The 22087-nt window shown below is 70.4% G+C and carries 21 protein-coding genes; 10 read left to right on the forward strand and 11 right to left on the reverse strand.

Annotation, left to right across the window (positions count from 1 at the left end; all coding sequences use genetic code 11):
- Positions 1-37 precede the first annotated feature (37 nt).
- Together AB0L91_RS30080 and AB0L91_RS30085 are read right to left on the reverse strand one after the other, a co-directional pair.
- Positions 38-727: an SGNH/GDSL hydrolase family protein gene (locus AB0L91_RS30080; protein WP_365015774.1), complete on the reverse strand. Its 690-nt coding sequence runs from the start codon at positions 725-727 to the stop codon at positions 38-40.
- A 10-nt stretch (positions 728-737) separates the two neighbouring features.
- Positions 738-2156 carry an MFS transporter gene (locus AB0L91_RS30085; protein WP_365015776.1) on the reverse strand — a complete coding sequence of 473 codons (1419 nt, stop codon included), beginning with the start codon at positions 2154-2156 and terminating at the stop codon, positions 738-740.
- 103 nt (positions 2157-2259) lie between these two features.
- Between AB0L91_RS30085 and AB0L91_RS30090 the strand changes: the two genes are divergently transcribed.
- Positions 2260-2868, forward strand: coding sequence for a TetR/AcrR family transcriptional regulator (locus tag AB0L91_RS30090; RefSeq protein ID WP_365015777.1), 609 nt, complete (start codon positions 2260-2262; stop codon positions 2866-2868).
- A 63-nt stretch (positions 2869-2931) separates the two neighbouring features.
- Here the strand turns inward: AB0L91_RS30090 and AB0L91_RS30095 are convergent, their stop codons facing one another.
- Together AB0L91_RS30095 and AB0L91_RS30100 are read right to left on the reverse strand one after the other, a co-directional pair.
- Positions 2932-3870, reverse strand: a complete 939-nt coding sequence (locus AB0L91_RS30095) for a hypothetical protein (RefSeq protein WP_365015779.1) — start codon at positions 3868-3870, stop codon at positions 2932-2934.
- 110 nt (positions 3871-3980) lie between these two features.
- The gene (locus AB0L91_RS30100; protein ID WP_365015781.1) at positions 3981-4625 is read right to left on the reverse strand and encodes a hypothetical protein; all 645 of its coding nucleotides are present in this window, start codon (positions 4623-4625) and stop codon (positions 3981-3983) included.
- A 107-nt stretch (positions 4626-4732) separates the two neighbouring features.
- On the opposite strand from AB0L91_RS30100, the gene AB0L91_RS30105 reads away from it, so the two are divergent.
- Positions 4733-6238, forward strand: coding sequence for a hypothetical protein (locus AB0L91_RS30105; RefSeq protein ID WP_365015782.1), 1506 nt, complete (start codon positions 4733-4735; stop codon positions 6236-6238).
- A 10-nt stretch (positions 6239-6248) separates the two neighbouring features.
- On the opposite strand, the gene AB0L91_RS30110 is transcribed toward AB0L91_RS30105, so the two are convergent.
- Genes AB0L91_RS30110 through AB0L91_RS30130 form a run of 5 tightly spaced genes read right to left on the reverse strand, consistent with a single transcriptional unit; the run spans position 6249 to position 11812 of the window.
- Positions 6249-7031 carry a sirohydrochlorin chelatase gene (locus tag AB0L91_RS30110; protein WP_365015784.1) on the reverse strand — a complete coding sequence of 261 codons (783 nt, stop codon included), beginning with the start codon at positions 7029-7031 and terminating at the stop codon, positions 6249-6251.
- Positions 7031-8326, reverse strand: a complete 1296-nt coding sequence (locus AB0L91_RS30115; RefSeq protein ID WP_355278692.1) for a GTP-binding protein — start codon at positions 8324-8326, stop codon at positions 7031-7033. The genes AB0L91_RS30110 and AB0L91_RS30115 overlap by 1 nt, the downstream gene beginning before the upstream one ends.
- Complete coding sequence (gene cysD / locus AB0L91_RS30120; RefSeq protein WP_365015785.1) at positions 8326-9285, reverse strand: sulfate adenylyltransferase subunit CysD; 960 nt, start codon at positions 9283-9285, stop codon at positions 8326-8328. Before cysD ends, AB0L91_RS30115 begins: the two co-directional genes overlap by 1 nt.
- On the reverse strand, positions 9282-10001 hold the full coding sequence (locus tag AB0L91_RS30125) for a phosphoadenylyl-sulfate reductase (protein ID WP_365015786.1): 720 nt from the start codon (positions 9999-10001) through the stop codon (positions 9282-9284). The genes cysD and AB0L91_RS30125 overlap by 4 nt, the downstream gene beginning before the upstream one ends.
- Before the next feature lie 20 nt (positions 10002-10021).
- Positions 10022-11812 (reverse strand): nitrite/sulfite reductase, encoded by a 1791-nt coding sequence (locus AB0L91_RS30130; RefSeq protein WP_365015787.1) that lies wholly within the window; start codon positions 11810-11812, stop codon positions 10022-10024.
- Positions 11813-12246: 434 nt separating this feature from the next.
- Here AB0L91_RS30130 and AB0L91_RS30135 point away from each other — a divergent pair, with 434 nt between their 5' ends.
- The 4 genes from AB0L91_RS30135 to AB0L91_RS30150 all read left to right on the forward strand — a co-directional run bounded on the left by AB0L91_RS30135 (position 12247) and on the right by AB0L91_RS30150 (position 14982).
- Entirely contained in the window at positions 12247-12675 is a 429-nt protein-coding gene (locus tag AB0L91_RS30135) for an SgcJ/EcaC family oxidoreductase (protein ID WP_365015789.1), read from the forward strand.
- Positions 12676-12783: 108 nt separating this feature from the next.
- Positions 12784-13971 carry a radical SAM family heme chaperone HemW gene (gene hemW, locus AB0L91_RS30140; RefSeq protein ID WP_355279259.1) on the forward strand — a complete coding sequence of 396 codons (1188 nt, stop codon included), beginning with the start codon at positions 12784-12786 and terminating at the stop codon, positions 13969-13971.
- 42 nt (positions 13972-14013) lie between these two features.
- Positions 14014-14556, forward strand: a complete 543-nt coding sequence (locus tag AB0L91_RS30145) for a DinB family protein (RefSeq protein WP_365015791.1) — start codon at positions 14014-14016, stop codon at positions 14554-14556.
- 201 nt (positions 14557-14757) lie between these two features.
- Positions 14758-14982, forward strand: coding sequence for a hypothetical protein (locus AB0L91_RS30150; protein ID WP_355278702.1), 225 nt, complete (start codon positions 14758-14760; stop codon positions 14980-14982).
- A 90-nt stretch (positions 14983-15072) separates the two neighbouring features.
- On the opposite strand, the gene AB0L91_RS30155 is transcribed toward AB0L91_RS30150, so the two are convergent.
- Both AB0L91_RS30155 and AB0L91_RS30160 read right to left on the reverse strand, forming a co-directional pair.
- Positions 15073-17022, reverse strand: coding sequence for a hypothetical protein (locus AB0L91_RS30155; protein WP_365015793.1), 1950 nt, complete (start codon positions 17020-17022; stop codon positions 15073-15075).
- A complete protein-coding gene (locus AB0L91_RS30160; RefSeq protein ID WP_365015795.1) occupies positions 17019-17384 on the reverse strand; it encodes a hypothetical protein in 366 nt (121 codons plus the stop codon). The genes AB0L91_RS30155 and AB0L91_RS30160 overlap by 4 nt, the downstream gene beginning before the upstream one ends.
- Positions 17385-17702: 318 nt before the next feature.
- On the opposite strand from AB0L91_RS30160, the gene hrcA reads away from it, so the two are divergent.
- The 4 genes from hrcA (at position 17703) to AB0L91_RS30180 (ending at position 22037) form a co-directional block, all read left to right on the forward strand.
- Positions 17703-18737 carry a heat-inducible transcriptional repressor HrcA gene (gene hrcA, locus AB0L91_RS30165; RefSeq protein WP_218717363.1) on the forward strand — a complete coding sequence of 345 codons (1035 nt, stop codon included), beginning with the start codon at positions 17703-17705 and terminating at the stop codon, positions 18735-18737.
- Positions 18738-18867: 130 nt separating this feature from the next.
- Complete coding sequence (gene dnaJ, locus AB0L91_RS30170; protein WP_355278709.1) at positions 18868-20022, forward strand: molecular chaperone DnaJ; 1155 nt, start codon at positions 18868-18870, stop codon at positions 20020-20022.
- 4 nt (positions 20023-20026) lie between these two features.
- The gene (locus tag AB0L91_RS30175) at positions 20027-20767 is read left to right on the forward strand and encodes a 16S rRNA (uracil(1498)-N(3))-methyltransferase (RefSeq protein WP_365015797.1); all 741 of its coding nucleotides are present in this window, start codon (positions 20027-20029) and stop codon (positions 20765-20767) included.
- 208 nt (positions 20768-20975) lie between these two features.
- On the forward strand, positions 20976-22037 hold the full coding sequence (locus AB0L91_RS30180; RefSeq protein ID WP_336083603.1) for a PhoH family protein: 1062 nt from the start codon (positions 20976-20978) through the stop codon (positions 22035-22037).
- Positions 22038-22087: the final 50 nt, after the last annotated feature.

The following is a 22087-nucleotide window of genomic DNA, read 5'->3' on the forward strand; positions in this document are numbered from 1 at the left end:
GTGGTGCCGGCGGGGCTACCGCCGACACCACAGCGCACTAGCTGTCGAGGCGCGCGGCCAGTGCGCGGATCACCTCGGTCGCCACGACCGCGTGCCCGCTGGTCGTGAAGTGGATGAGATCGGCACTCATCAGGCCCGGCCGCGTCCGCACCGGGTGATCCCAGAACTCGGTGAGCACCGCGTCGTAGTCGGCGGCCACCGCGCGGATCACCTCGTTCATCTCGGCCATGCGCGACCGCATGGGCCGCATCGGCGCCATCCGCTCGATCTCCCACACATCGGCCACGGTGAACACCGACAACCGCGCTCCCGTCGCGGCCAGTTCGGCGAACATCGCCGAGAGGTTGTCCCGCAACCGGTTCGGGTCGCCGCCCGCTTCGAACAGATCGTTGCCGCCGCAGCTGATGTGCACGAGATCCGGCGTGAAGTCCAGGATCTCGGGCAGCTGATACTGCCTGACCTGGGTGCTGGTCGCGCCGATCCGGCCGGTATTGCGGTACACCAGCGCGGGATTCACCGACGACAGGACAGCGGCGACCCGGTCGGCCCACCCGCCCGGCGCGTAGCCGGGGCTCGGGTCGCCGGTGCCCGCGGCGATCGAGTCGCCCAGCACCGCGAAGCGCTGCCACGGCGCGTCGCGCAGCAGCGCGCTCGCCTCGTCGGGGTGCAGCAGCAGTGGATCGTCGGCCTCGGTGTACTGCTCGGACAACGGTGTGGTGGAAGACATCTCGCAACTCCTAGCGGTCGGTACGGGCACGGGACGGGACGACGAGCAGCAGCGCGACCGCGAGACCGATCACCGCGCCGACGGCGAACACCGTGTGGAAGGCGCGCACCGCGTCGCCGGGAATCGCGGTGAAGACGGCGGCGAGCACCGCCACCCCGAGCGCGCCACCCACCTGCCGGGCGGTCACGTTCATGCCGATCCCGGCCGCGAACTGCTGCGGGGGAACCGAACTCGCGGCCGCCGTGCCGAGCACGGTGACCACGATGCCGATCCCGCCGCCACCGAGCAGCCCGGCGGGCACCCACGCCGACCACAGCGCGGGGTCGGGGCCGAACGCGTCGGTGCTCATCCAGGCCAGCGAGGCGGCGTACATCAGCGCGCCGATCACCCCGGCCCAGCGCTGCCCCTGCGGCGCGGTGATCCGGCCGACGATCACCGAGGTCACCATCGACGCCGCCGCGCCGACGGTCAGCGCCGCCGCCGATTCGAGCACTGAGTAGCCCCAGAGCGCGTCCAGGAACATCGGTCCGGCGAGCAGCCAGGCGAACATGGTCGCGCCGAACAGGAGCGAACCCGCGTTGGCGAGCGCGAATTGCCGGTCCCGCCACAGCGCTACGGCCACGGCCGGATCGGGGTGCCGTGCCGAGCGCACCAGCGCGAACGCCACCAGCACCGTGCCGCCGATCAGCGCGGCGAGCGTGCCGGGCGCGGTCCAGCCCCAGGTCTGTCCCTCGGTGATGGCGGCGACGACGGCGCCGAGGCCGATCGCGACGGCGAGGATGCCCAGCGGATCGGGCAGGGCGGCGTCGCGGCGGGTGTCGTCGGTGCTCGGCAGTCGCAGGCCGGGCACGATCAGCGCGAGCGCGATCGGCACGTTGACGAGGAAGACCGCCCGCCAGCCCAGGCTCTCGACGAGCGCGCCGCCGATGGCCGGGCCGACCACCGCGGCGAAGCCGCCCGCGGCCGTCCAGACGGCGATGGCGGAGCCGATCTTCTCCCTGGGTGTGGCGGCCAGCACCAGCGCCAGCGCGGCGGGCACCATGAACGCCGCCGTCATGCCCTGCAACACGCGTCCGGCGATGAGCCAGCCCGCGCTCGGCGCGAGTCCGCACAGCAGCGAGGTGACGGCGAATCCGGCCAGTGCCAGGGCGAACATCCGGCGCCGCCCGAGCACGTCGGCCAGCCGGCCCGCCGGCGTCAGCAGGGCGGCGAAGGCGATCGCGTAGCCGCTGACGATCCAGGTCAGCGTGCTGGTCGCGGTGCCGGGGTAGGTGGAGGAAATGGTGGGGAACGCGATGTTGACCACGGACAGGTCGAGGAAGGCGATGAACGCGGCACCCGCCGACACGGCCAGGGTGCGGCCCGCGGCGCCGGTGTCGGGTGGCGTGCTGGTCGGCGAATCTTCGGGCCGAGCGGAAACGTCGGTCATGGGAAGTTCCTTCACGGAGGAGAAATAAGAACGTACGATCGTTCGTAGATAAAAGTACGACCGATCGTTCACTCATGCAAGAGGCGGTGGAACAATGGAGTTCATGACCCAGCTGACCGAGTCCGGCGACCAACGACTGGCCAAGGGCGCCCGCGCCAGGGCCACGATCGCGCGGCGCGCCGCCGAACTCGCCTCCATCGAAGGGCTGGACGGCATCAGCATCGGCATGCTCGCCACCGATCTGGGGATCAGCAAGAGCGGCATCGCCACGCTGTTCGGCACCAAGGAGGCGCTGCAGCTGGCCGCCGTGGCGACCGCCCGTGACGTGTTCATCGAACGGGTGATCGCGCCGAGCCTGAGGGAGCCCCGTGGCGCGGGCCGGATCAGGACGCTGATCGACCGCTGGTTCGCGCACATCGAGGATCCGCCCTTCCCCGGTGGCTGTTTTCGCGTCGCGACGCTGACCGAGTACAGCAGCAAGGAGGGTCCGGTCCGCGATGCCGTGGTGGCCGACCACGACGAGTGGCTGGCGCTGCTGGCCGTCGAGATCCGCAAGGCGCAGGAGCTCGGTGATTTCGCCGGCGCCGACCCGGAGCAGCTGGTGTTCGAGCTCGACGCGGTGGTGAGCGCGGCCAATATCGCACGCCAGATCGGGGATTCGGCGCGGGTCGACGCCGCGCGCGCCATCGCCACGCGCCTGCTCGCGACCTGACCGGCCCCGGAACGCCGATGGCGTCGTTCCCTGGTGCGGGGAACGACGCCATCGATCGGCGACTCAGTGGTGGTGTGCGTGTCCGGCGTGCTCGGCGTGCCGCGGCGTCGCGATGCCCGCGGTGAGCGTGAACGCGGCGGTGCGGACCACATCGCCGTGCCGGAAATCGAGGAACAGGCGGTAGGTGCCCGGACCGGGAACGGCGGTGTGGAAGGTGATCTCGGGTCCGGCCGGGGTGACGCCGTCGCCGGGTTCGCCGTTCGGATGCACGTGCACGTAGGCGAGATCGCCCGCGCGCAGGATCACCAGGTGGCCGAAGGCGGCCAGGTAGGGCTGCAGATCCGTCACCGGCGCACCGTCTTTGCGGACGGTCAGCGTGAGCAGATCGCCCTCGGCGCGCAGCTCGCCGTCGACGGTGACCTCGTACCCGTCGACCGTCGCGGTGCGCCCGACCGCCGGAACCGGTTGCGGCGCATAGTGGCCCGCGATCGCGAGATCGGCGCCGAGGGTGATCGTGCGGCCCAGCGCGCGCGGCGCGATATCGGTGAAGACCCGGTAGGCGCCCGCCTCGGGCAGGTCGAGGCGGATCACCCAGGTGCCGTCGGCCTCGCGCACCGGATGGACGTGCCAGAACCCGGTCAGCTCCCGGCGCGCGACGATCAGATGTAGTTCGCGGTCGTGGATGGGGTCGAACTCGGTGACCGCCGCCCCGTCCGGGCCGAGGATCCGGAACCGGAAGTCGATGGCGCCGGGCGCGGCGATGGTGGTGTCGAGGTCGAGGGTGTACCCGTCCTGGGTGACCAGCAGGCCGCCCGGCGCGCCCGCGGCGTGGCCCGCGTGGGCGTCGCCGTGGTCGGCGGCCGCGTGCTTGCCGTGTCCCTGGTGTGCCGCGTGCGCGGCGGTATCGATTCCGTTGTCCGCGTGGTTGTTCTGATGTGCCGCGTGCGCGGTGTCAGCGTGTCCGGCGTGGGTGTGGTGTCCGGCGTGGGCGTTGGTGGTCATCGTGATCGCCTCTTTCTGTTCGCTGTGCGTTGCTACGAACATATACCCCCAGGGGGTATGCAGTGAAGAGGGGTGACCTGTGAACTGGGTCACGCAAGACGGGTCTCGGGTCAGTGCCGGGCGTTCCAGAAGCCGATGGCGATGGCGCCCCACCAGCAGATCTGGGAGATCGTGCCGGAGGCGGCACCCCACAGCAGCAATCGCGGCGGGAGCGGTGCGGTCGTCCGTTCGGCCAGTCGCTTGCTCAGTGCCGTCGCCTGTAAGCCGTTGACGGTGAGAATGGCGGTCAGCACCATCTTGGTCTGGGTCAGCGGCGAACCGAGATTCGGCTCGAGCACGGTACCGCTGACGACGAGCGTCGCGAGACCGAGCCAGATCGGTCCATGCATCCGGGAGACGCCGGCCATCGCCTCGGCCAGGGTGCTGCGCCCGGTCAGCCACAGCGCGGTCAGGTAGTCGGCGATGAGTACCCCGCCGAATCCGAGGGTCAGCCCCGCCAGGTGGACGAACAGTCCGGCGGTGTGCAGCGCGGGGTCCGGGTGGACGTGGGTGGCCACCCATAGGACGCCGCCGAGCAGTGCCGTCGATCCGAGTGCCGCGGCGCCGATGAGCCACCAGGAATCGAGCAGGCCGATCGGCCGCTCGGGTTCGGGGGCGGGCCAGCGGCCGCCGCGTGGCGCCGGGGCATGGAGTGTGCCCCAGATCGTCGGCGCTACAGCCGCTTCAGGTCGAATGACCAGCAAGTTCTCCGCCATCGAGGCCTCCACCCGGTGTTCCAGCAAAAGATTAGGAGAGGCTAAACTATTTCTTCGGGTCGGGTAAAGACGTTCCCGGCCGCTCGGCCGAGAGAGATGGGTGTGCGATGGCGGTCGGCTGGGGAGTGTCCATCGGTGCGCGCAACACGGTCTGCGCGGTGCTCGGCGGTGGCGGCGATCCGGTGGTGCGGCGTGACCGGACCGGCTCCCGGGCGGACCGGATCCTCGGTTTCGCCGACCTGACCATCGCCGGTGGGTTGTCGCTCGAACCCCCGGCCGAGGAACTGGTCGTCCGGGTGCTCGGGGACGCGATGGCCGCGCACGGCGCGGTCGCCGAGCACACCGTGCTGACCGTCCCCGCCGTCTACGACGAGCGGCACCTCGCCGCGCTCCGGCGTGAGCTCGGACGGGCACGGCTGGGTGAGGTCGAGCTGGTGGCCGAGCCGATCGCGGCCGCCGCGGTGCTCGATCGGCCGGACGAGACCGCCGCTGCCGCACCGGATCCGGCGACGCTGCTGGTGTACGACCTGGGTGCGACCTCGCTCGATCTCGCGGTGGTCGTGCGGGACGGGCTGGGGCATCGGATCGCGGGTCGGCCCGCTCGGTCCTATGCGTTCGGTGGCCGGTCGACCGCCGCGGCGCTGGCGGTCACCGCGCACGATCTGGCGGAGGAGGAGGAACCCGCCGCTCCGGATCCGGGGCACGCGCTCGCGGTCCGCGATCGGCTCGTCCGGGATTCACTGCCCCTCGTGCACGAATGCCTGCGTACCGCGGGGCTTTCCGCCGGGCGCCTCGACGCGGTGCTTCTCGTCGGCGGTGCGGCGTCCCCGGTCGAGGTGGCGCACGCGCTGGCCGACGCCCTGCGCTGTCCGGTCCTGCGCGAACCGGTGCCGGGCGAGTCCATCGCCCGGGGCGCGGCGCTGCTCGGCGCGCGGCGCGCGGCCGCAGGCACCGTACTGGTTCCGGTCCGTCGGCTGATCTCGCGCGGTGCGCTCGTCGCCGCCGCGATCGCGGTGCCGCTGCTGTTCTCGGTCGCGCTGGGGCTGCTGCGCGCCGACGACGGGCGTGGCGGTGCGCTGGTGGCGGCACCCGGGCGGGCGCTGCCCGCGGTGCCCGGCGAGCACGTCGGCGCGGCACCGGTTTCCGGGCCGGAACACGCACTGCCGGTCGTTCCGGCGAGCCGCTGGACCCCACGTGGACCCGAGAACGCGGACCTGTCGCCATCGGACCCCTCGGTGGCTGATCACGACGAGCGGACGCCCGACCGGGCGGTTGTGGATTCGTCGGTGGGATCCACGAGAGCGGAGCCCACCGGATTCGTCGAGAGCTCGGCGAGCGTCTCCGTGGCCTATCCGCCGACGACACCGGACTCGGCCACGCCGGGGCACGGCGTGCCGTCCGACCAGGTGCCGTGGACGCTGACAGTCGAGATCCCGGCGCAGGCCCCACTCGAAACGCGCGGTATCCCCGCCGATCCCGGTCAAGGGGTACCGATCGATGCCCCCTCGATTCCGGCTCCGCAGGGAGTGCCGGTGGAAACCGGTGCGGCCGCGCCGGACTCGTTCGTCCCCGATATCGCGCCGGTACCGGACTCCGGGGTAGCGCACCCCTGAGGCGGATCGCTCAGGCGGTCAGTTCCCACTCCGCGCCGACGGCCACGTCGTAGCGATCCCACACGACGGCGGCGAGCAGCGGGTACGCGCCCAGCGCCGGGACATGGACGAATTCCGGTGCGGCGGTGCGCAACCGGTCGGTGAGCAGGCCGGGCGCGAGGAACCACGGCGCGACGACGAGGCGTTCGGCGCCGCGGGCACGCAGTCGCTCGGCCGCCTCCCGAACAGTGGGTTCGCTGGTCGCGAAGCAGATCTCGGTGCGCAGTCCGGTGCGCCGAGCCACCTCGACTGCGACCTCGGCGGTGCGCTCGTTGGCGCCGGCGCGCGAGGAACCGACCGCGGCCACGGCGATCCCGATCCGGCCCGCCCCGGTGGGGACGGCCTCGACGATCCGGTCGCACAGAGCGGTGATCAGGCGTGGATCGGGACCGAGGACGTCGGCCTGATCCAGCTGGAGCAGCGGATGTCTGCGCCGTGCCACGTCGAGCAGTCCGGGCAGATCGACGCGGGCATGGAACGCGCTGCCGAGCAGCATCGGCACCACGATCGCGCCGGTGTGGCCCTGCGCGGCGACCGCGTCGACGACCTGGTCGACCGACGGCGCGTTGAGATCGAGAAAGGCGAGCCGGACGGTCAGGTCCGGTCGCTGCGCGGCGACCAGATCGCGCACGGCCGCCGCGTTCGCCGCCGAACGCGGGTCACGGCTGCCGTGGGCGACCAGGATCAGCGCGGGCTCGCGCCCGCCGCGCGGCGCCACGGCGGCACCACGCAGCGGGGCGAGCACCGACGTCATCAGACCGCGGTACCGACCTCGACCGAGGTCAGCACATCGCCGACCAGGCCGGCGGCCAGGGTGTTGCCACCGGCGGGGTCGATCAGCAGGAACGACCCGGTGTGCCGGTTGGTGCGGTAGTCGTCGGCCGGGATCGGCTCGGCCAGGCGCAGCGACACCCGGCCGATGTCGTTGAGCTCCAGCGTCTCCGGGCTCGGCTCGGCGGTCAGGGTCTGCTCGTCGAACCGCTCCACGAGCGCGCCGACGATCGCCTGCGTGGTCTTGGCGCCGTGCTTGAGCAGCAGCCGGGCGCCGGGACGCAGCGACTTGTCGCCCAGCCAGCACACGGTCGCGTCGAAGGTGTCGATCGCCTCCGGCGCGTCGGCCACCGAGGCGATGATGTCGCCGCGCGAGATGTCGACCTCGTCGGCCAGGATCAGCGTCACGCTGCGGCCCACCTGCGCGACGGCGAGTTCGCCGTCGGGGGTGTCGATGCGCTCGACGGTGGTGCGCTTGCCCGAGGGCAGCACCACGATCTCGTCACCGGGGGAGACCGAACCGGCCGCGATCTGGCCCGCGTAGCCGCGGTAATCGGGGTACTCGGCGGTGCGCGGCCGGATCACGTACTGCACCGGGAAACGCAGGCCGAGGGCGTGCGCTCCGGTCGAATCCGCGTCCACCGGCACCGATTCCAGGTGCTCGATCAGCGAGGGGCCGTCGTAGTACGGGGTGTTGTCCGACCGGCTGGCGATGTTGTCGCCGTGCAGTGCCGAGACCGGGATCTCGAGGACGTCCTCGTCGGCCCAGCCCAGCTTCGCGGTCAGCGAGTTGAACTCAGCGGAGATCGCGGCGAACACCTCGGCCGGATTGTCGACCAGGTCGATCTTGTTCACGGCCAGCACCAGCTTCGGCACGCCGAGCAGCGCCAGCACCGCGGCGTGGCGGCGGGTCTGCTCGATGACGCCCTTGCGCGCGTCGACCAGCAGGATCACCAGCTGCGCGGTGGACGCGCCGGACACCGTGTTGCGGGTGTACTGCACGTGACCTGGGGTGTCGGCGAGCACGAAAGACCGCTTGGGCGTGGCGAAGTAGCGGTACGCCACGTCGATGGTGATGCCCTGCTCGCGCTCGGCACGCAGCCCGTCGACCAGCAGCGACAGGTCCGGGGTGGACAGACCCTTGTCGACCGAGGCGCGGGTGACGGCGTCGATCTGATCGGCCAGCACGGACTTCGTGTCGTAGAGCAGCCGTCCGACCAGGGTGGACTTACCGTCGTCGACAGAACCGGCGGTGGCCAGCCTCAATAGGTCGGACATCAGAAATAACCCTCTCGCTTGCGGTCTTCCATGGCGGCTTCCGACACACGGTCGTCGCCGCGAGTAGCACCACGTTCGGTCAGTCGGGACGCGGCGACCTCGGCCAGGATGGCCTCGTTGTCGGCCGCGTCGGAGATGATGGCGCCGGTGGTGGAACCGTCGCCGACGGTGCGGTAGCGCACCGAGCGGGTCTCCAGCACCTCGTTCTCGGCCGGGCCACCCCAGACACCGGGGGTCATCCACATGCCGTCGCGCTGGTACACCGGGCGCTCGTGGGCGTAGTAGATGCTGGCCAGGTCGATGTCCTCGCGGGCGATGTAGCGCCAGATGTCGAGCTCGGTCCAGTTGCTCAGCGGGAACACCCGCACGTGCTCACCCGGCGCGTGCTTGCCGTTGTAGAGGTTCCACAGCTCGGGGCGCTGGCGCTTCGGGTCCCACTGGCCGAAGGCGTTGCGCAGCGAGAAGATCCGCTCCTTGGCGCGCGAGCGCTCCTCGTCGCGACGGCCGCCGCCGAAGACCGCGTCGAAGCGGTGCTCGGTGATGGCGTCGAGCAGCGGGACGGTCTGCAGCGGGTTGCGGATGCCGTCGGGGCGCTCGGTGAGCCGGCCGTCGGCCAGGTACTCCTCGACCGAAGCGACGTGCAGGCGCAGGCTGTACTTGTCCACCACCTTGTCGCGGAACTCGAGCACCTCGTCCAGGTTGTGCCCGGTGTCGACGTGCAGCAGCGCGAACGGCAGCGGCGCGGGCCAGAAGGCCTTGAGCGCCAGGTGCAGCAGCACGGTCGAGTCCTTGCCGCCGGAGAACAGGATCACCGGCCGCTCGAATTCGCCCGCGACCTCACGGAAGATGTGGATCGCCTCGGATTCCAGCGCCGCGAGGGTGTCGAACTCGGTCAGGCCGAGATCGCGTTCGGTGGTGTTGGTACTCACAGGCTCACTCCCGGTGGTGGTGATGGTCATGATTGGTGCAATCCGCATTCGGTCTTGGCGAGGCCGGCCCAGCGGCCGCTGCGCGGATCGGACCCCGGCTCGGGCTTGCGCGTGCACGGCGCGCAGCCGATGGACGGATAACCCTCCTCCACCAGGGGATTGACGAGGATGCCGTTGGCCTCGATGTAGGCCTGCATCTCGTCGTCGGACCACGGCGCGATCGGGTTGATCTTCACCAGTCCGAAGGCTTCGTCGAACGAGATCAGCGGCGCGTTGGCGCGGGTGGGCGCCTCGACGCGGCGGATGCCGGTGACCCAGGCGTTGTAGCCGGCCAGGGACTTCTTCAGCGGAACGACCTTGCGCAACCGGCAGCATTCCGCGGCGTCGCGGGCGAACAGATCCTTGCCGAGCAGCTGATCCTGTTCGGCGACACTGTGTTCGGGGCGCACGTTGACCACGTTCACCCCGTAGACGGCCTCGACCGCGTCGCGGGTGCCGATGGTCTCGGCGAAGTGGTAGCCGGTGTCGAGGAACAGCACGTCGACGCCGGGCCGAGCCTGCGCGGCCAGGTGCACCAGCACGCCGTCCTGCATGTTCGAGGCGACGATGTAGTTGGTGCCGAAGGTGCGGTCGGTCCAGGCGATCAGGTCGGCGGCCGAGGCCTCGGTGCCGAGCTCGGCCGCGCCTTGCTCGGCGATGGCCCGCAGCTCGTCCTCGGACAGCTTCGCGGCGAGATTCGTTGTCACAGTTGAGATCCCCTCATCCACTAGCGGAGGTCGGCCTCGTCGGCGCGCACGGCCCACACCGCGAATCGCTCACCGGCTTCCCGGTTCTTGACGAAGTTGCGGACGACGCGGTCGATGTAGTCACCGAGCTCCACGCTGGTCACCTTGTGCTGACGCAGCTTGCGGCCGAATCCGGAATCCAGACCGAGGCTGCCACCCAGGTGAACCTGGAAACCCTCGACCTGATTCCCGTCGCCGTCGTCGACGAGCTGCCCCTTGAAGCCGATGTCGGCGATCTGGGACCGGCCGCAGGAGTTCGGGCAGCCGTTGATGTTGATGGTGATCGGCACGTCGAGCTCGGCGTTGATGTCGGCCAGGCGCTGCTCGAGCTCCGGCGCGAGCACCTGCGACCGCTTGCGGGTCTCGACGAAGGACAGCTTGCAGAACTCGATGCCCGAGCAGGCGAGCAGGTTGCGCCGCCAGATCGACGGACGGGCCTGCAGACCCAGCGGCTCGAGCTCATCGATCAGCGCGTCGACCTGATCGTCGGCGATGTCGAGGATGATCAGCTTCTGGTACGGGGTGAACCGGATGCGGTCCGAGCCGTACTTCTCGGCGGCGTCGGCGACCTTGCTCAGGATGGTGCCCGAGACGCGACCGGCGATGGGGGAGAAGCCGACGGCGTTGAGGCCGTTGCGCAGCTTCTGCACGCCGACGTGGTCGATCGGCTTGGCCGGCTGCTCCGGCGCGGGGCCGTCGATCAGCTTGCGCTCGAGGTACTCGTCCTCGAGCACCTGGCGGAACTTCTCGATGCCCCAGTCCTTGATCAGGAACTTCAGGCGGGCCTTGGTGCGCAGGCGGCGGTAGCCGTAGTCGCGGAACAGCGAGACCACGGCCTCCCACACGTCGGGCACCTCGTCGAGCGGCACCCACGCGCCGACCCGCTTGGCCAGCATCGGGTTGGTCGACAGACCGCCGCCGACCCAGAGGTCGAGGCCGGGGCCGTGCTCGGGATGGTTCACGCCGACGAAGGCGACGTCGTTGATCTCGTGCACCACGTCCTGCTGACCCGAGATCGCGGTCTTGAACTTGCGGGGAAGGTTGGAGTACTCCTTCTTCCCGATGTAGCGCTTCACGATCTCGTCGATGGCCCAGGTCGGGTCGATGATCTCGTCGAGCGACTCACCGGCCAGCGGCGAACCGAGGACGACGCGGGGGCAGTCACCGCAGGCCTCGGTGGTGTGCAGGCCGACCGACTCCAGCCGCCGCCAGATCTCCGGGACGTTCTCGACCTCGATCCAGTGGTACTGGACGTTCTCGCGGTCGGACAGGTCGGCGGTGTCACGGCCGAACTCGGTGGAGATGCCGCCGATGGTGCGCAGCTGGGCGACGTTGAGCGCGCCCGCGTCGCAGCGCACCCGCATCATGAAGTACTTGGCTTCGAGGATGTCGATGTTGTCGTCGTCGGTCCAGGTGCCGTCGTAGCCCTCTTCGCGCTGGGTGTAGAGACCCCACCAGCGGAAGCGGCCGCGCAGGTCGGCTTTGTCGATCGAGTCGAAGCCGCCCTTGGCGTAGATGTTCTCGATGCGCGCGCGCACGTTGAGCGGGTTGTCGTCCTTCTTGGACTGCTCGTTCGGGTTCAGCGGCTCGCGGTAGCCGAGGGCCCACTGGCCTTCGGAGCGGCGGCGGACCGGCTTGCCGGTGCGCTCGCGCGGCGCGACGGGGGCTTCGCTGCGCGGCCGATCGGGCCGGACGCGGCGTTCGGCTGCCGGGCGCTCGGGGCGGGCCGGTGTCGACTGTTCGGTCGAAGCGGCGTCGGTGCTCGACGTCATGTGGGGTCGCTCCTGCGGGGTGGGTGGTACATCCGTGCTGAAGGCGCGAGGGGCTGGCTCGCGTCAGGTGGTCAGCGGGCCGATGAAAGTCGATGGCACCGGGGGAGACCCGGGCGTGGACGCCGCTGCGCTACCGGTGGAAACCGGGCCGACAACAGGCGCTGCAGACACGCTGGAAGTCGACGTGGCGCCGGGCCACGAGTCGTACTCCAGTTGCGTGCATGGGCCTATTGTGCCATGTCAGCCGGGTCGTTCCGACCGCAAGGAGATATTTCCCGCACTTTTGGGGGAAATTCCCTGGACGGCCGTCCCGTTCTGTGACGGGGGTCATAGTTCCCCGGCCGGAAGCGACTTGTGATTCGTCATGGACCCCGGATGTGCGGTGCGGCACAGCGCGTTGACCTGGAGCGTCGTTGAGGTTGCACAGTGGTGGCATGAGCAACGACGCCACCGTGGCGGGGCAGACGCCCGCCGATCTCGAGACCGAACTCGCGGCCATCACCGCCGTCGTCGAGTCCATCGCCCACGCCCAGGACAACGAACTGATCGACGAGTTCACCGCCGTCTTCCGGGCGGACGCGATCTGGACCACCGGCCACGGAAAGCGGCTGTTCGGCAGACCCGCCATCGCCGAGTTCACCGCCCAGGTGCTGCCCGGCGCCACCACCCACGGCAAGGCGACCTACGCGATCGAGCACGTGCTGTTCCTGCGGCCCGATGTCGCCGCCGTCAAGATCCGGCAGCGCTACTTCACCCTGGACGGCGAGCTGTCTGGGCAGGGCACGCCGATGTACGTCATGACCAAGGAGGACGGCGCCTGGGTGCTCACCGCCAATCAGAACACCCCCGTGGTGGCCGACTGATCGCCGACCGGTCGATCCGGGACCCCGGTCGGCCCCTGCGTGCCGGAGCCGACGGGAGCCCGGCAGACTGGAGGGGTGACTATCAGCGCTGCTTCCGGGGCTCCCGGCGTGACACCGGCCGATGCCGATCGGCCGGTGCTGCGCGATTTCGGGGGCGGCGCGTTCGGGGTCTACGTGCACGTGCCGTTCTGTGCCACCCGGTGCGGGTACTGCGACTTCAACACCTACACGGCGGGGGAGCTGGGGACCTCGGCGTCGCCGCAGTCGTGGCTCGAGGCACTGCGCGGTGAGCTCGCGACCGCCGCGACCGAGTTCGCGGCGCTGCCGAGCGCGACGCCGCCGGTGTCGACCGTCTTCGTCGGCGGGGGAACCCCGTCGCTGCTCGGCGGTGACGGACTGGCCGCGGTCCTGGACGCGGTGCGCGCGAACTTCACCCTGGCCGTCGACGCCGAGGTGACCACCGAGTCCAATCCGGAGTCCACCGCGCCGGAGTTCTTCGAGCGTATCCGGGCCGCCGGCTACACCCGGGTGTCGCTGGGCATGCAGTCCGCGGCCCAGCACGTGCTGAAGATCCTGGACCGCACCCACACGCCCGGCCGCGCGGTCGCGGCGGCGAAGGAAGCCAGGGCCGCCGGGTTCGACCACGTCAACCTGGACCTCATCTACGGCACGCCCGGCGAGACCGACGCCGATCTGGACGCGAGCCTCGACGCCGTGCTGGCCGCCGGTGTCGACCACGTCTCCGCCTATTCGCTGATCGTCGAGGACGGAACCGCCTTGGCGCGCAAGGTCCGTCGCGGTGAACTGCCCGCTCCCGACGAGGATGTCCTCGCCGCCCGTTACGAACGGATCGATGCTCGCCTCGCCGACGCGGGCCTGTCCTGGTACGAGGTCTCCAACTGGGCGGCCGACGACGCCGCCCGGTGCCGCCACAACCTCGGCTACTGGGACGGTGGTGACTGGCTCGGCGCAGGCCCCGGCGCGCACAGCCATGTCGGCGGTGTTCGCTGGTGGAACGTCAAGCATCCGTCGCGCTACGCCGACCGCGTCGCCCTCGGCGGCCTGCCCGCCGCGGGCTGGGAAGCCCTCACCGACGACGAGCGCTACACCGAACACCTCATGCTCACCGTCCGTCTCCGGACCGGTCTGCCGCTGGCCACTCTCGCACCCACCGCGCGCCCCGCGCTGGACCGCATCCTGGCCGACGGGCTCGCCGAGATCACCGGTGATCACCTCGTGCTCACCGACCGCGGCCGCCTCCTCGCCGACGGCGTGGTCCGCGACCTGCTCGACTGACCCGCGAATATTCGGTATCGGTCGCGCGGCGGCCGTGACACGATGCGCAGCGTGTCTCCTTCGCGGAATGAGCTGGCGCGCTGGCAGTTCGACCTGACCTGGTCGCTGTTCGAGTACCACCTGGATCGGCTGACGGCGGCGGACTTCCTCTGGGAGCCCGCCGAACTGTGCTGGACGATGCGGCCCGACGACACCGGCGGCTGGGTCGCGGACTGGGCCGACACCGAGCCCGATCCGATCCCGGTCCCGACGGTGGCCTGGCTGAGCTGGCATATCGGCTGGTGGTGGAGCGTGGCCATCGACCACGTGTGCCGCCGGACGCCACGGGAGCGGGCCGACATCGCCTGGCCGGGGCCGGGAGCGCCGACGATCGCCTGGCTGCGTCAGTTGCGGGCGGACTGGATCGCGATCGTCGACGCGCTCGACGATGCCGAACTGGACGCGGCGTCGGCCTATCCCTGGCCCGCCGACGCCGGGCTGACGATCGCTCATCTGGTCTCCTGGGTCGATGCCGAACTGATGAAGAACGTGGCCGAGATCGGTCAGCTGCGACTGCTGCGGGCGGCTACGACCCAGGTCGCTTGACACCGATTCGTGACCGGAATTCCGGGGTCGGACAGTGGCGCGGGCGACATCGATGATCGCCCGGTCAGCGCCATGAGAAGGCGTGATGCACACCTCACCGGGGGGACCGCGCACCGGGGTCGTCGAGGGCGGGGTTCGGTGGGTTCGGGGCCGAAGATAACGATTGGGGGCGTAGGCTTCGGCTCGATCCTAGGGAGCTATATGTCCACCGAACGGCACATCACCCTCGTCCAAGAGCAGAGCGAATTCGCCGAGGCGCGCTCTGCGGAGAAGGCGGAGAACGCGCGGCAGTGCGCGGTCGCCGCTCGCACGGTCGCGTCACATTCTCACGACGCGGAAGACTGCGTATCGCTGCTGGCGATGCTCGGCCTGGATGCCCTCGCGGGCAAGCAGGTGGGCGCGGCCTCCACCGCCGCCCAACGCTGAATCGGGCCGGACCGCCCTTCGCGGGCGGTCCGCACCGGCGGCCGATCCGATCGGCCGCACCCGCTCGTAGCTCTCGGCTCGCCGACACGATCAGCCCCGAGCCGAGGATCCGTGCTGCGCGTCCGGCCCGGATTCCGCCGCACCGCCGATCACACCCCCGGCGACCGTAGGTCGCCCTTCGCCGAGCAGCGCATCGGTATTCGCCCGTGTGATCAGATACGCCGGCACCGCGCGTTCTGCCCCACCACCCGGCGCCTGCGCCTGACCGAACGGCGCGGCGTAGTGGAACAGCCGATCGATCACCCGGGCCGGCGCCGGAACCCCCGGCGGATTCGCCCCGATGACCGGCCCCACCGCCCCGGGCACACTGCGCCCCGCCTCCGGCCGACCGAAGTCGCCCTCGAGCCCCGACCGGTAGGGCATCCCACCCGCCGCCCCCCGATCTCCCACCGCTGCCGTCGGCCCACCCGAGCCCGGCCCGATGTCGCCGAGATCCGCGGCCGCCCGGCCGAGCCCTGCCACCGACGCCCCGATACCCGGCAGCGCAGGCACCGAATGTGCCGCGAACTCCGATCCACCGATCGCACGGAACCGCTGCGCACCGGGCGCATGGAATCCCACGCCGCCTGGCGCATGGAACCCGTGGCCACTCGGCCCAGCCGACCCATGGCTACTGGGTCCAGCCGACCCGTGGCTACTGGGCGCAGCGGTCCCATGGCCGCCGGGCGTGTCGAGTCCGGTGATGCCGGGCGCAGCGGACCCTTGGCCGCTGGGCGTGTGGAGTCCGATGTTGCCGGGCGCAGCGGACCTTGGGCCGCTGGGTGTGTGGAGTTCGGTGCCACTTGGCACAGCGGGCCCGGGGCTGCTCGGCGCAGCGGTTCTTGGGCCGCCGGGTGTGTGGAATCCGGTGCTACCGGGCGCAGAGAACTCATGGCTGCCAGGCGCAGCCGAGAGCGACGGGGTGCTGACGCCCGTAGTCGACGACGACACCACCGTTGAACTCGCCGCCGACTCCCCGTCCGACATCCCCTCGCCGACCGATTCACGTGCACTCGAGTCCGCCACAGCCAGGCCGGTGGCGATCGATCCACCGCTCGCCGCTGTGCTGTCCTCGAGTTGCCCAACATCCGGTGACGAGACCTGACAAGGTTCGCCTCGAACTGCCGCCGAGGTATTCACCACGCCGCTCGCCGCATCGCCCGTCGACTGCGCGTTCACACGTCCTGCCGACGGCCGGTGATCGCCGCCCGTAGGTAGTGCGTGGTCGCTGTCCACCGACGGCGGCTGGTTGGAGCCCATCCGCTGTGGGTGATCGCAGTTGGTCGATGGGAATGGGTTGAAGCTCTTGGGCAGAGCACGGTCGTTGTCGGTCGACGGCTGTTCGTCGCCGCCCCTCCGCAGTGCGTGATCATGGTCCGTCAACGGCTGGTGGTGTCTACCTGCCGACAGTGTGTGCGTGCCGTCCGCACTCCAGGCGCGCGCACGTTGTCGGCCGGAATCCGCTTCCGACCCGACCGGCCGAATCGGCGTGGGCAGCACAGGAATCCGGTCGTCGATCGCGCTGAACGGCAGCACATACCGCTCCCGCATCGCGAGGCGCGCGGATTCCTCCGCGGCGGCGGCCACACGATGTGCCGCCGCCCCGCTCGACGGCGACAATGCCGATCTCGGCTCGTCGAAGACCAGTTCGGGAATCGCGTACTTCGTGGCGACAATCGCCTCGGCGGCGGCCCGAACCAGGCCGGGTAGCTCCACCAGTGCGGGCGTCAGTTCCCGCGCTCGCGCCACATACGCGCTGACAGCGGCACCGGCCGCGTCGGCCCCGACACCCGCCCAGGCTGTCGCGAGTGTTTCCCGCATGGTCCGGGCGAAGGCGTCCAGCCCCTCCGTCCACCGCACCGCGATCCGGTCGAACCGGTCTGCCTGCGCGATCGCATCGGTCACCTCGAGCGCCGTGAACGCCCGCGCGATCTCCGCGTGCCGCCAGTGCCACGCATTCTCGCCACCATCGGGAATCGCTCGTGGCTCGTATCCGGTCATGGCAGAGACTTCCCGGAAATCGGTTGTCCCGCCGCGGGTTCCACCGCGTGGAGCCGACCGGCCCCCTCGTCGTCCGTGCGCACCAGTTCATCCCGCGCGGCTCGGTACGCGCGCCGGAGTTCGGCGACGGCGTCGGCGTGGGCCGCCAGCACCGCGGCGACACTGTTCGCGCCGGAGTCCGCCTTGGCGCGCAGCCGGGCGACCACCGTGGTCGCGGAGATCAGCCGCGGGTCGTCCTCGCCCAGACCCCACCGCGCCTGGTCGCCGATCTCGCCGGCCAGCGCGATGAGCGATCCGATCACCCGCAGGAACTCCGCGCATCCCCGATCGAATCCGGCGAACTCCGCCGGATTCAGCGCCACCGCCGTGGCCGTATCACTGCCGTCTCGCCGCACCACATGCCCCCCGCCGTCGACACCCGAAAAACGCTGGTAAACAGCTGAATCAGTGCCGAACGTACGCCGCTGTGCGCAGCGGTACCAGAGCCGGCGCGCCACCTGTGGACAAACCACGGCCTGTGGACAACTCCACTCCGTCGCGACCATGTGAGCGGGCGATCTCGGACCGGACAATTAGACTGGAGAACGAGACGCTCCGAGCGTCCGCGTGCGAGTCTGTGCGTCGAACACAGCGGTACACGGGCCGATGACGTACCCGGCACGAGCGAGGAGGTGGGGTCGATGGCGTCGAGCACCGAGGATCGGCGGTTCGAGGTCCTGCGAGCGATCGTCGCGGACTACGTCGCCACCAAGGAACCGATCGGCTCGAAGTCGCTCGTGGAACGGCACCACCTGGGTGTTTCCAGTGCCACGATCCGCAACGACATGGCCGTGCTGGAGGCCGAGGGGTACATCACCCAGCCGCACACCAGCTCGGGCCGCATCCCCACCGACAAGGGGTATCGCGAGTTCGTCGACCGGATCGCCGAGGTGAAGCCGCTCTCGGGCGCCGAGCGGCGCGCGATCATGGAGTTTCTGGAATCCGGCGTCGATCTCGACGACGTCCTGCGTCGCGGGGTGCGGTTGCTGGCCCAGCTCACCCGCCAGGTCGCGGTCGTGCAGTACCCCACGGTCTCGGCGTCGATCGTGCGCCACATCGAGGTCGTCGCGCTCAATCCGGCCCGCCTGCTGCTGGTGGTGATCACCGACACCGGCCGGGTCGATCAGCGCATCGTCGATCTCGGCGCCGTCATCTCCGACGACGATCTCGCCGCGGTGCGCGGGCTGCTCGGCGGCGCCATGGACGGCAAGCTGCTGTCGGTGGCTAGCGCGTCGGTGGCCGGCCTGCCGGAGCGGGCGCCCGCCAAGATCAAGGACGTGCTCGTGCGGGTCTCCACGGTGCTGGTGGAAACCCTCGTGGAGCACCCGGAGGAACGGCTGGTCCTCGGTGGCACGGCCAACCTCACCCGCAATGTCGCCGACTTCGGTTTCCCGGGCTCGCTGCGGACCGTGCTGGAAGCGCTCGAGGAACAGGTCATCGTGCTGAAACTGCTGGCCGCGGCGCAGCAACCGGGCCAGGTGATGGTGCAGATCGGCGAGGAGACCCAGGTCGAGCAGATGCGCGGCACCTCGGTGGTGTCCACCGGCTACGGCGCGGCGGGCGCCGTGCTCGGCGGCATGGGTGTACTCGGCCCCACCCGGATGGACTATCCGGGAACGATGGCCTCGGTGGCGACCGTCGCCCGCTACATCGGCGAGGTACTCGCCGAAAGATGACGCGGGCCGGGATCGGCCCGACCCGCAACTGTTAAGGTCGATACTTCGGCCGGTAAAGTTGAGTGGATTCGACTAAGGATGCGCCCGGCGCTCGGCTGGACCACAGCGACCAAGGACTAGAGAACTCACAGTGGCACGGGATTACTACGGACTGCTCGGCGTCGGCAAGAACGCCACCGACCAGGAGCTCAAGCGCGCCTACCGCAAGCTGGCCCGCGAACTGCACCCCGACGTGAACCCGGACGAGGCCGCACAGGCCAAGTTCAAGGAAGTCTCGACCGCCTACGAGGTGCTGACCGATCCGGAGAAGCGCCGGATCGTCGACCTCGGCGGTGACCCGCTCGAAAGTGGCGGCGGCGGTGCCGGTTTCAACGGCGCGGGTTTCGGCGGTCTCGGCGACGTCTTCGAAGCGTTCTTCGGCGGCATGAGCGGGCAGGGTGGTGGCGCGCGCAAGCCGCGCGGCCGCGTCCAGCCCGGCGCCGACTCGCTGATCCGTACCCGGCTGAGCCTGGCCGAGTGCGCGGTCGGCGTCACCAAGCACCTGACCGTAGACACCGCGATCCTCTGCGACATCTGTCAGGGCGCCGGCACCAACGGCAACTCCAAGCCGGTGCGCTGCGAGACCTGTGACGGCGCCGGTGAGGTGCAGTCGGTGCAGCGGTCCTTCCTGGGCCAGGTGCTCACCTCGCGTCCCTGCCCGACCTGCCGTGGCGCGGGCGAGACCATCCCCGATCCCTGCCACAAGTGCGGTGGCGACGGGCGCGTCCGCGCGCGTCGCGAGATCGCCGCGCCCATCCCGGCCGGTGTCGCCAACGGCATGCGGGTGCGGCTGGCCGCCCAAGGCGAGGTCGGCCCCGGTGGCGGCCACGCCGGTGACCTCTACGTCGAGGTCGTCGAGCAGCCGCACGACACCTTCGTCCGCGACGGCGACGACCTGCACTGCACCGTCCGGGTCCCGATGGTCGACGCCATCCTGGGCACCACGGTCGTCGTCGACACCATCCTCGACGGCCCGACCGAGCTGACCATCGCGGCGGGCACCCAGCCCGGCGAGGTCATCCAGCTGCGCGCCCACGGCATGCCCCGGCTGCGTTCGGGCGCCCGCGGCGACCTGCTGGCGCACCTCGACATCATCGTCCCGACCAAGCTGGACGGGAAGCAGACCGATCTGCTGCGCAAGTTCAAGGGCATGCGCGACAAGGACCGCGCCGAGGTGATGTCGGCGCAGTCCGAGCACAACAGCGGCCTGTTCGCCCGGCTGCGCGCCTCCTTCAGCGGACGCTGAGGCCGTGGCCGCGACGGTCTTCTACCTCGACGAGGTGCCCGAACCGGGTGCCGTCGCGGTCCTCGACGGTCCGGAGGGCAGGCACGCGGCCACCGTGCGCCGGATCAAGGTCGGCGAGCCGATCACCCTGTCCGACGGACGCGGTGTGCTCGCCGAATCGGAAGTCGTTGCGGCCCAGAAGGACCGGCTCGAACTCGCGGTGCGGCACCGGCGGATCGCCGCGCCGGTGACGCCCCGGGTCACCGTGGTGCAGGCGCTGCCCAAGTCGGATCGGTCGGAGCTGGCCGTCGAGCTGATGACCGAGGCGGGCGCCGACGTCATCGTGCCGTGGCAGGCCTCGCGGTGCGTCTCGAACTGGGAGGCGAAGGCCGCCAAGGGCGTCGAGAAGTGGCGGGCCGCCGCCAAGACCGCGGCACGGCAGTCCCGGCGGGCCTACATTCCCGAGGTCACCGACCTGCACCGCACCCGCGATCTGATCGAGCTGGTGCGGAAGGCCGGCGCGGACGGCGCGATCGTCGCCGCCCTGCACGAGTCCGGCGCGGGCAAGTTCACCGAGCTGCCGCTGGCCCAGGCGAGCGATGTCGTGCTGATCGTCGGGCCCGAGGGCGGCCTCGACGACGCCGAACTGACCGCGCTGGCCGAGGCGGGGGCCACCAACGTGGTGCTCGGCCCGACCGTGCTGCGCACCTCCACGGCCGCCGCGGTGGCACTCGGTGCCCTCGGCGCGCTCACTCCGCGCTGGTAGATCACCCGCCCGGCGGCCGCCGCCCGCTCGTGACCTGCGATCACCGGTCGATCGCGGTTCGGCCGATCCCGCCGTTATATCGCTGGGCGGTGTCGGTGCCGCGCGTTAAACTGTGCTCATCGAACACACAGTCGAGACCGGAAGCAGGCCATAGCCACTTTTGAAGAACTCAGGCGAGATCGGCGACCCCACCAACCCCGTATCAGGCATCGGCGCAGGCGGAAACAACGCGGGTCCCGCGGCGCGAACAGTGCGTTCCAGCATCGAACTCGCCCCGGAGTCTGTTTTCCCGTTCCTCGGCTCGGCCGACCAGAATCTTCGTCAGCTCGAGAAGCTGCTCCCGGCCGACATCCACGTCCGCGGCAACACCGTCACCATCACCGGTAAGGCCGGCGATGTGGCGCTGGCCGAGCGCGTCATCGAGCAGCTCGTGGCGCTGACCGGCCGCAATCGGGTGATCACCCCCGAAGCGGTCCGGCACACCGTCTCGATGCTCACCGAGGGCGTGTCCGAATCGCCCGCCGAGGTGCTGAGCCTGGACATCCTGTCGCGCCGCGGCAAGACCATCCGGCCCAAGACGCTGAACCAGAAGCGCTACGTCGACGCGATCGACGCCAACACCATCGTGTTCGGCATCGGTCCCGCCGGTACCGGCAAGACCTATCTGGCGATGGCCAAGGCGGTGCAGGCCCTGCAGTCCAAGCAGGTCACCCGCATCATCCTGACCAGGCCCGCGGTCGAGGCCGGCGAGCGGCTCGGCTTCCTGCCCGGCACGCTCAACGACAAGATCGACCCGTATCTGCGGCCGCTCTACGACGCGCTGCACGACATGATGGACCCGGAAGCGATCCCCAAGCTGCTCGCCTCGGGTGTCATCGAGGTCGCGCCGCTGGCGTACATGCGTGGCCGCAGCCTCAACGACTCGTTCATCATTCTCGACGAGGCGCAGAACACCACGGCCGAGCAGATGAAGATGTTCCTGACCCGCCTGGGCTTCGGTTCGAAGATGGTGGTCACCGGTGACATCTCGCAGGTCGACCTGCCCAACGGGCAGCGCTCCGGTCTGCGGGCGGCCGCGGAGATCCTCACCGACATCGACGACATCCACTTCTCGGAGCTCACCAGCGCCGATGTGGTGCGCCACCGGCTGGTCTCCGACATCGTCGACGCCTACGACCGGTACGAGTCCGACACCCGCGCGGTTCCCGGCCCGCACTACCCGGGCAACCGGGCACAGCGCCGCGCCGCCGGCCGCGCGAACCGGGGGTAACTCACGCCACGCTGGCCCGATGCCGCTCCCGGCGGCGTCGGGTCGGCACC

This window comes from Nocardia sp. NPDC051833 (assembly GCF_040681225.1).
GTDB lineage: Bacteria > Actinomycetota > Actinomycetes > Mycobacteriales > Mycobacteriaceae > Nocardia.